This is a genomic window from Actinomyces sp. HMSC065F11 (assembly GCF_001813085.1).
GTDB classification, from domain to species: domain Bacteria; phylum Actinomycetota; class Actinomycetes; order Actinomycetales; family Actinomycetaceae; genus Gleimia; species Gleimia europaea.
The window spans coordinates 669,801-678,921 of sequence record NZ_KV811470.1; the positions used below are offsets into that span (position 1 = coordinate 669,801).

The 9,121-nt window shown below is 56.0% G+C and carries 7 protein-coding genes and 1 pseudogene; 3 read left to right on the plus strand and 5 right to left on the minus strand.

What is annotated here, in order from left to right:
• Nucleotides 1-2: 2 nt before the first annotated feature.
• Nucleotides 3-983 (minus strand): bile acid:sodium symporter family protein, encoded by a 981-nt coding sequence (locus HMPREF2891_RS05495; RefSeq protein ID WP_083311270.1) that lies wholly within the window; start codon nucleotides 981-983, stop codon nucleotides 3-5.
• 46 nt (nucleotides 984-1,029) lie between these two features.
• On the opposite strand from HMPREF2891_RS05495, the gene HMPREF2891_RS05500 reads away from it, so the two are divergent.
• Complete coding sequence (locus tag HMPREF2891_RS05500; protein ID WP_070664204.1) at nucleotides 1,030-1,815, plus strand: alpha/beta fold hydrolase; 786 nt, start codon at nucleotides 1,030-1,032, stop codon at nucleotides 1,813-1,815.
• A 76-nt stretch (nucleotides 1,816-1,891) separates the two neighbouring features.
• Here HMPREF2891_RS05500 and HMPREF2891_RS05505 read toward each other — a convergent pair whose 3' ends face one another.
• Entirely contained in the window at nucleotides 1,892-2,221 is a 330-nt protein-coding gene (locus tag HMPREF2891_RS05505; protein ID WP_052038826.1) for a YciI family protein, read from the minus strand.
• 169 nt (nucleotides 2,222-2,390) lie between these two features.
• Here HMPREF2891_RS05505 and uvrA point away from each other — a divergent pair, with 169 nt between their 5' ends.
• Nucleotides 2,391-5,228, plus strand: coding sequence for an excinuclease ABC subunit UvrA (uvrA, locus tag HMPREF2891_RS05510; RefSeq protein WP_070664206.1), 2,838 nt, complete (start codon nucleotides 2,391-2,393; stop codon nucleotides 5,226-5,228).
• 74 nt (nucleotides 5,229-5,302) lie between these two features.
• Here the strand turns inward: uvrA and HMPREF2891_RS05515 are convergent, their stop codons facing one another.
• Both HMPREF2891_RS05515 and HMPREF2891_RS05520 read right to left on the minus strand, forming a co-directional pair.
• Nucleotides 5,303-5,986 (minus strand): SDR family oxidoreductase, encoded by a 684-nt coding sequence (locus HMPREF2891_RS05515; protein ID WP_070664208.1) that lies wholly within the window; start codon nucleotides 5,984-5,986, stop codon nucleotides 5,303-5,305.
• Nucleotides 5,987-6,020: 34 nt separating this feature from the next.
• Nucleotides 6,021-7,829, minus strand: a complete 1,809-nt coding sequence (locus HMPREF2891_RS05520) for an AMP-dependent synthetase/ligase (protein ID WP_070664210.1) — start codon at nucleotides 7,827-7,829, stop codon at nucleotides 6,021-6,023.
• Between the two features lie 174 nt (nucleotides 7,830-8,003).
• On the opposite strand from HMPREF2891_RS05520, the gene HMPREF2891_RS05525 reads away from it, so the two are divergent.
• Nucleotides 8,004-8,540 carry a methylated-DNA--[protein]-cysteine S-methyltransferase gene (locus tag HMPREF2891_RS05525; protein ID WP_186822295.1) on the plus strand — a complete coding sequence of 179 codons (537 nt, stop codon included), beginning with the start codon at nucleotides 8,004-8,006 and terminating at the stop codon, nucleotides 8,538-8,540.
• Between the two features lie 190 nt (nucleotides 8,541-8,730).
• On the opposite strand, the pseudogene HMPREF2891_RS09660 reads toward HMPREF2891_RS05525, so the two are convergent.
• A pseudogene (locus tag HMPREF2891_RS09660) lies at nucleotides 8,731-9,121 on the minus strand (hypothetical protein); the annotation flags it as partial.

The following is a 9,121-nucleotide window of genomic DNA, read 5'->3' on the forward strand; positions in this document are numbered from 1 at the left end:
CGTTACCAGGTGTTCTCGCCCGTCTGCTCGGTGCTTGCAGCCAGGCGCTTCGCAATTACTGCGGCGGCCATGAGCTGGAGCTGGTGGAAGACGATGACGGGAACGGTCACGGCCGCCACAATGTGGGGTGGAAATATGATTGCAGCCATGGGCAGGCCGGTTGCCAGGGATTTTTTCGATCCGCACATGAGTAGGGCGATGTTATCGCCGCGGTTCATCTTGAGCAGGTGACCAGCCTTCCATGAGGCCGTCATCATGATTGCCAGCAAAATGCCAGATGCGATGACGAGGCCAATGGCATCACCCCAGGTGAGCGTGCTCCACAGGCCCCGAGCTGTAGCGCCGGCGACGGAGGAGGCAACGACGATGAGGATGGTGCCACGGTCAACGGTTTTTGTGAGCCACTTGTTGGCTCGTACAACGCTGCCGAGTTTGGGTTGAAGTAGCTGCCCGATGATGAATGGGATGAGTAGTTTGACGAGGACATCTACGATTGATCCCCAGCCAACCCCGGTGGATGCGCCCATGATGATCATGACGAGGAGGGGAGTGATTGCCATGCCGAGGATGTTGGAGATAGTTGCGGCACAGACGGCACCGGCTACGTTGCCTCCGGCGATGGAGGTAAACGAGATTGAGCTTTGCACGGTTGAGGGCAGGAGCGTTAGATAAAGCAGGCCAAGGGCAAAGGTGGCGCCAAGCCAGGGCCGAAATAGGGGTTCGGTTAAAGCTCCTAGAATCGGGAAGACAAGGAAGGTGGAGGCAAGCACACTGGCTTGTAGCTTCAGGTTCTTTAGGCCTTCAATGATCTCACTAGTGCGAAGCCGCATGCCGTAGACGAGGAATAGGATCATGACGGCTACGGTGCCCATAATGGTGAGGACATCAATCCATTGCGCGGGAATCGGAACGAGGATGCCGATAACCAGGATGGCAAGGATGCTGACGATAAACGGATCAATGTAGCGCAGTAAGACCTTCACGCAATGATGGTACGCCATTGGACCGCATTCGCAGTATCGTGGGAATATGACGACACTTAGCTATGACGTTTCTGGACCGGCCGACGCGCCGGTCATTTTCCTCGGATCTTCACTGGGATCAGACCGCAACATGTGGAATGAGGTTGTGCCCGGCCTCGGCGAGTACCGTGTGGTTCGCTTCGATTTCCCCGGCCATGGCCGGTCGCAAGTACCGCAGATTCAGGGGGAGTTAACTCCCGCAATACTGGGGGATTGGATCCTGGAGGTTGCAGACGAGCTCCACTTGGATGGCTTCCACATTGCGGGACTTTCGCTAGGCGGCATGATGTCGCTTTGGATGGCGATTAATCATCCCCAGCGGATCCAGAGCGGGATCATGATGTGCTCTGGCCCGGTCCTGCTACCTTCTAACGCTTGGACAGAGCGTGCTGGCGTGGTTCGCGAGCAGGGGACGAAGGCTTTGGTGGAGGCTACGCTCCAGCGTTGGTTCACATCCTCGTTCTACGAGGAGAATGGGCCGGGCGTGCAGCGAACCCGGAAGACCTTCTTGGATTGCGCCGATGAGGGGTACGCCCAGTGTTGTGAGGTAATTGCGAATATGGATAATCGCTCTGGCCTTGGTGGGTTGGAACAGCCGATTACTGTTGTGCGTGCAGAGTTTGATGGGACGCTGCCAAAGGACGCCGCGCTTGATCTGGTTGCTTCGCTCCGTGAGGGAGGTAACGAGCAGGTGAACTTGGCGTGCGTTGAGGGCGCGGCTCATCTGGCGGCTGTAGAACAGCCCGAGCAGGTATTGCAAGCCGTCCTCGCGCATTTGAATAAGTACGCCTAACGCGCGGCTACAAGGCCTTAGGATAATAAGAAGTGCGGGGTGTGGTGACAACCAACCCCGCACTTCGCGTTTGTCTCTACGGATTTGAGATGGGGAAGTCTGAGACGTTAGAGAAGCGTTCAGCCAGATCACCAATGGTTGGCTTCCACTCTCGAACGATGATGTTAGTTACGAGGCCGTGCTCAAAGAACGGGTCTTTTTCGAGAAGGTCGCGGGCCTCTTGGGCGGTTTCAGTACGCATGATTAGAAGTGCGCCTGCGTGGCTGGCCTCGCGTAGGTGGCCAGAGGTGAATAGCTTGCCCTGCCTGTGCAACTTGCGAAGGTATTCGCGGTGCGCAGCGCGCCAGTTGTCGATCAGAGCGAGGAGTTGCGGCTCATATTCATAAATTACGGCGTATGTGTGCATGGCTACATTATCTCTCGGTGTCGAGACTTTTTCAGCTGGACAAGCCGCAAATGTCACATTTTTGAATGATGGAAGCGGGAGCGCGCCCGCCGGAGGTGTAAGCAGCCGGTTAGTTTTGCTGTAATCGAACAAATGTGCGCTTTTAGTCTGGGGTATTTAGGGTAGAGGTGTGAATGATTCGCTAATTGTCCGCGGTGCGCGCCAGCATAATTTGAAAAGTGTTGACCTGGATCTGCCCAGGGGTTCGATGATCGTTTTTACGGGCTTGTCAGGTTCGGGTAAGTCATCGCTGGCTTTCGACACGATTTTCGCGGAGGGACAGCGCCGCTACGTGGAGTCGCTGTCTTCGTACGCGCGCCAGTTTCTGGGCCAGATGGATAAGCCGGACGTAGATTTCATTGAGGGCCTGTCTCCCGCGGTTTCCATTGACCAGAAGTCAACGTCGCGCAACCCGCGTTCAACGGTTGGTACGATCACGGAGATTCACGACTATTTGCGTCTGTTGTACGCCCGAGCGGGTGTGCAACATTGCCCACAGTGTATGGCTGAGATTACAGCCCAAACTCCGCAGCAGATCGTGGACTCGGTATTGGAGCTTCCCGAGCGCACGCGGTTTCTGGTCCTCGCTCCGCTGGTTAGGGGACGGAAGGGCGAATATCAGGATCTGTTTGATGAGATGCGCCAAAAAGGCTTTGCGCGCGTTCGTGTAGATGGTGAGCAGCTTCGCCTCGATCAAGATATCCAGCTGGATAAGAATCTGAAGCACACCATCGACGTTGTAGTGGACCGTCTGGTGATTAAAGATGGGCTCCGCCAGCGTCTCACGGATTCGGTTGAGACCGCCTTGGAGCTTGCGGGCGGCATTGTGGTGATCGAGCGAATCGATTTGGACGAGGATCATCCGCACCGCTCACGCCGTTATTCAGAGGCCCGGGCTTGCCCGAATGGTCACCCGTTGATGCTTGAGGAGATTGAGCCACGCACCTTCTCATTTAACGCTCCTTACGGTGCGTGCCCGGAGTGCTCAGGTATTGGTTCGAAGCTCGAAGTTGATCCGGATCTGCTGGTGCCAGATGAAGACGTTTCGCTAAAAGATGGCGCGATTGCCGTCTGGACGGCAAACAACAAGTACCACGCGAACCTGCTGAAAGCACTGGCTAAGCAGCTCGATTTTTCGATGACGACGCCGTGGAAGGATTTGCCAAAGAAGATCCAAAAGGCGGTTTTGTACGGCAACGACTACGAGGTGCACGTTCGGTACAAGAACCGGTGGGGAAGACAGCGTTCTTACACAACTGGGTTTGAAGGCGCAGTTAACTACATTGAGCGCAAACGTTCAGAAACGGAGTCAGAGAACCAGCTGGAGCGTCTGGATTCATTTATGAGGGAGGTGCCCTGCCCGGTTTGTGAAGGGGCACGTCTTAAGCCTGAGGTTCTGGCTGTCACGATTGGTGATCTTTCGATCGCGGCACTTTCAAATCTGTCGATCTTGGAAGCTCGCGACTTCTTGAAGAAAATACACCTACAGGGCAGGGCTAAGCAGATTGCAGCCCCGGTGCTCACCGAGATTTTGGTGCGCTTAAACTTCTTGGTGGATGTGGGGCTGAACTATTTGACGCTCTCACGCTCGGCGGGCACGCTCTCGGGCGGTGAGGCGCAGCGCATCAGGCTGGCCACGCAGATCGGCTCGGGCCTGGTGGGCGTGCTATACGTGCTTGATGAGCCCTCCATTGGCTTGCACCAGCGCGACAATAGGCGCTTGATAGACACGTTGATTCGCCTGCGCGACCTCGGAAATACTCTGATTGTTGTCGAGCATGATGAAGAAACAATGGAGGCCGCTGATTGGATTGTTGATATCGGGCCAGGCGCCGGCGAGTACGGTGGCCAGATCGTTCACTCTGGCACTTTGAAGGAACTGAAGGCGAACAAGAAGTCAATTACGGGAGACTATCTTTCGGGGCGTAAGTCGATCGCTACGCCGAAAGAACGACGCGCTGTTGATCCGCAACGCATGTTGACGGTGCGAGGAGCGGTGGAGAACAACCTCCAAAACCTGACGGTTGATTTTCCTCTCGGGCTTTTTGTGGCGGTAACGGGTGTTTCAGGCTCGGGTAAGTCCACTTTGGTCAATACGATTTTGTACCGTTCCCTAGCCTCGAAACTGAACCGCGCGCAGATTGTGCCGGGCCGTCACCGCACTATTTCGGGTGTGGAGGAGCTCGACAAGGTCGTGCACGTAGATCAATCGCCAATTGGGCGAACGCCGCGTTCAAACCCGGCCACGTACACGGGCGTCTGGGATCACGTGCGGACGCTCTTTGCGGAGACGCAGGAGTCGAAGGTGCGTGGCTACAAGCCGGGCCGCTTCTCTTTCAACGTTAAGGGAGGGCGCTGTGAGTCCTGTAAGGGCGATGGCACCATAAAGATTGAGATGAACTTCCTTCCCGACGTATACGTGCCCTGCGAGGTTTGCGGAGGTAAACGCTATAACCGCGAGACTTTGGAAATCGAATACAAGGGCAAGAACGTTTCAGACATTTTGGACATGCCCATTTCAGAGGGCGCGAAATTTTTTGAGCATATCCCGCGAATAGCGCGGCATTTGAACACGCTAGTTGAGGTAGGTCTGGGGTACGTGCGCCTGGGCCAGTCCGCAACCACACTCTCGGGCGGCGAGGCGCAGCGCGTTAAGTTGGCTGCGGAGCTGCAGAAGCGTTCGCGTGGCCGCACGGTGTACGTCTTGGATGAGCCCACCACGGGTCTCCACAGCGAGGACATCCGCAAGCTACTACTGGTATTGCAGGGCCTGGTTGATAAAGGCAATACGGTGATTGTCATTGAGCACAATCTGGACGTGATTAAGTCTGCTGATTGGGTTCTCGATATGGGGCCCGAGGGAGGCTCTGGTGGCGGCAAGGTGATTGCACAGGGAACCCCGGAGCAGGTCTCTGAGGTTAAGGGTTCTTTCACCGGCCAGTATTTGGCGAAGATTCTCGCAAAGTAGCGTTTCTCTTCGCCAAATACCGCGTTTTCTGGTGTGGTACCGCTTTGCTAAGCGATGCCAGCAATCGGTGGTACTTAGATTTGGTGAACCGGTCGCACAGAGATGACTTCAACTGTGGCGTCCTCTGTCGCTTCGAGGGCTAGGCGCACGGCTTTTGCAATCGACTCGGGGCGCACGTGATCGCCCGGATTGTAGTCACGGCCGGCCTGCTCTTGAATCTCCACCTGCATGTCGGTATCTACCCGGCCCGGATGCACAGAACTGACGCGCACTATGCCGCGCTCTTCTTCGCGTAGCGCGTCCGTCATGGCTCGAAGCGCGAATTTGGAGGCGGAGTACAGCCCGCCGTCCGCCTTTGAATTGAAGCCGGAGCCAGAGTTGATGGCAACCACCTGGCCGCGCGCTTTGCGTAGTGCGGGAAGCAGGTTCTTGACTAGGCTCGCCTGGGCTATCACGTTCACGTTTAGGATCGTTTCCCAGTCTTCACGCGTAGCTTCGGCAATAGTCTTACCCATGGATATGCCGGCGCTCAGCACCAGAGCATCGAGCTTGTCGATCTTGGCGCATGCTTCGCGCACGGCCTCCTCATCGGTAATATCAACCACCCAGGGTTGTGCCGATTCGAGGGCGGAAGCGACGCTCCCGGCGGCGTCGCCACGTCCTCCCACAAGAACATGCCAATCCTTGGATAGGTCTTCACAAATGGCGCGGCCAATCCCACGGCTTCCACCGGTTACAAGTACGGTTTTTCTACTCATATCTCCAGCCTAGAGGATCATCCACGGCCGGGCTCTACTTAGCATAGAGAGCTTCGATCTCATCGGCGAAGTCTCGCGCGACGTCGGCTCGCTTCAGTTTCATAGAGGGCGTTAGGTAGCCGTTGTCAACGGTGAACTCCGCGTTAATGATGCGGAACTTACGGATCGATTCAGCTTTCGAGACGGACTTGTTAGCCCGAGCGATTGCTTTGTCTAGGGACGCGATGACGCGCGGATGCTGGGCCGCCTGCGTGACATCCATGTTTTCAAGGCCGTGGTTGGTCAGCCAGGTGGGAAGCATTTCGCGGTCAAGGGTGATGAGCGCGCCGATGAAGGGCTTTTGATCGCCAACCACGATCACGTGGGAGACGAGCGGGTGAGTAACCAATGATTCCTCGAGGCCCGCAGGCGCTACGTTCTTGCCGCCTGCGGTGACGATGATGTCTTTCTTGCGGCCCGTGATGTAGAGGTTTCCGCGCCGGTCGGTGTGGCCGATGTCGCCGGTGTGGAACCAGCCGTCCTCATCGAATGCTTCGGCGCTGGCTTCTGGGTTGTTCATGTAGCCGGGGGTGATGGAGACACCTTTGACGAGGATCTCGCCTTCGTCGTTAAGCGTGATGGTATTGCCGGGCAGAACTTGGCCGACGGATCCCATGATCGGGTTGCGCGGGTCGGACAGGCTGATTGGACCGGTGCTTTCGGATAGGCCCCACCCTTCGTAGACTGTAAGGCCCATGCCGCGGAAGAAATGTCCGAGTGTGGGGGACAGGGGAGCTCCACCGGAGACAACGTACTTCATGTTGGGGCCGAGTAGGCGGCGGATCTTGCTTAGCACAATCCGGTCTGCCCACGTTCGTTTGCGACGTTGCGCAACCGTTGGGCCAAACGTAGTTTCCATTGCTTTGGAGTAGTCGATTGCAGCCTGGGCTGCCCAACGGAACAGTTTGCGCTTGGTTCCCTTGCCGGCCTTAGCTTCGGCGGCGTTGTAGATCTTCTCAAGCACTCGTGGCACGAGAAGCAGGAGTGAAGGCTGGAAGCTTTCGATGTCGGCAAGCAGATTCTTAGTGTCCGGGGAGTGACTGAACACGCCGCGGCCGGAAAGTACTGCAAGCTGAACAAAGCGGGCCAAAACATGGGCAAGGGGAAGAAATAGCAGGAAGCGCGTCTGAGTGGAGTAAAGAATGTTTGGAACCACTTGCGCGATGGCTTTGGTGGTGCCCACGAAGTTTCGGTGGGTGAGGATTACGCCCTTGGGAACGCCCGTGGTGCCGGAGGTGTAGATGACCGTTGCAATGGAATCTACGTCGACTTCTGCCTGCACTGCGTGTAGCGTGTCCTCGCCAATGGAGGTGGCCGCCTCCAGGATAGTGCGGATAGCGCCGGATTCGAACGTCATGATTCGACCAACGGTTGGCGTGTTTGCGTGTTCGATTAGTTGAGCGCGCGCATGGGTATCACAGATAGCGATGCGCACGTTGGAGTCTTTGCAGATCCATTCGATTTGGTTTACCGAGTCGGACTCGTAGATGGGCACCACGATCACGCCAATGGAGAGGGCCGCCAGGTCGATGAGAGTCCATTCCGGTCTCGTGGATGACATGATTGCTAGCGCGTCACCCTGTTTTAGCCCAAGGCCCAGCAAGCCGCGAGCGATATCGTCAGTTTCTGCAACGAAGCGTTTTGCTGATACCGCGTACCATCCGCCTACTTCGCGGCGGCGTTCCATGACAACTTCGTTTGGTCGGCGTCTTGCGCGTTCACGTAGCGCGGTGAGGATCGTTTCGTTTTGGTCGATTGTGTATTCTGCCTTTGTGGTGCGGGTTTGCGTCGTTAGGCGAGTCATCGGCGCTCCTTTGGAAACTTTTGGTTTCGTTAATGATTCCAATAGGTTTTGTAGACGTCGAATACACAATTGTATGTTTAAGAAACCAGATGACGGTCGGCGTGTTTACTTGCGTCGATTACCTGTTTGATACAAGCTAACAATTTTCATTCTGAGGCGGGAGGGGAACTGCAAGTGGTTTTGCGGCACACTTTGACGGTGACTCCCGTTGGTGAGCTGAGCTTGGTTGCGCAGGGCGAATTGTTGGTGGGCGTGTATTTCCCGGATCATCATCCAGCGCCGGGCGTGCAGGATTTGGGTGTGTGGGTGTCGCCGGCAGATAGTGTGCTGAGCGTGGCTGCGGATCAGATACACGAGTATTTGGCAGGGGAGCGGCTGGAGTTTTCTGTGCCGCTCCGGTTACCGGATTCGGGGTTTTACACGGAAGTTTGGCGGTGCTTACAAAGGATCCCTTACGGCGCTGTTTCAACCTATAAGGAAGTTGCGCACGCCGTGGGCAGGCCGCGTTCGTATCGGGCGGTGGGCACGGCCGTGGGAAATAATCCGTTGTCGATTGTTGTGCCGTGTCACCGGGTAATCGCGTCGGACGGCACGCTGTCGGGTTACGCGGGTGGTGTGGAACGCAAACGCATGCTTTTGCAGCTCGAGTACCGCGTGGCTCGCGCCCGAGGGCTGGACACGCAAGAACCGGACTTGTTCACACAAATGTGAATGGGATTCTGCTTGGATCTGACATGACTGACTACGAGGTTGAAGTTACTTTTGAAGCGGATGTATAAGGTACATAAGTTTTAGAAGTAGCCCACAAAGACAGGATTTTTATTCGTGTGCTTTGTAAAGCTAAGAGCCGCTCATTTGCAGGTGCATTTGAGCGGCTCTTAACTATTGGGTTGTGCGTGGTTTAGAAGCGGTTTTTCCTACTCCGGATGGCCACTAGTAATCCACCAGTTGCTAGCAGGAACAGCGCGGCATACAGCGGATAGGCTGCGTTGAGACCCGTTTTTGCTAGCTTTTGCTTTGCGCCAGACTGTGTGGGTGTAGATCCGGTTGGGGTTGTCTGTCCCGTTTCTACTGAGGGTGTCGTCTCGGATGACTCTGCTGTCTCAGATTCCGTCGGCTCAGTAGTTTCTGGCTCAGTCGGATCCGTTGGTTCCGGCTGCGGAGTAGGCTCCGTCTGATCACCGGTTGTTTCGATAGTGGTAGGAGTCGACTCCGTCTCATCACCGGTTGTTTCGGTAGTGGTAGGAACGGTCTTGTCCTTCCACACGGCCGTGATGGTCGTGTCCTCATTC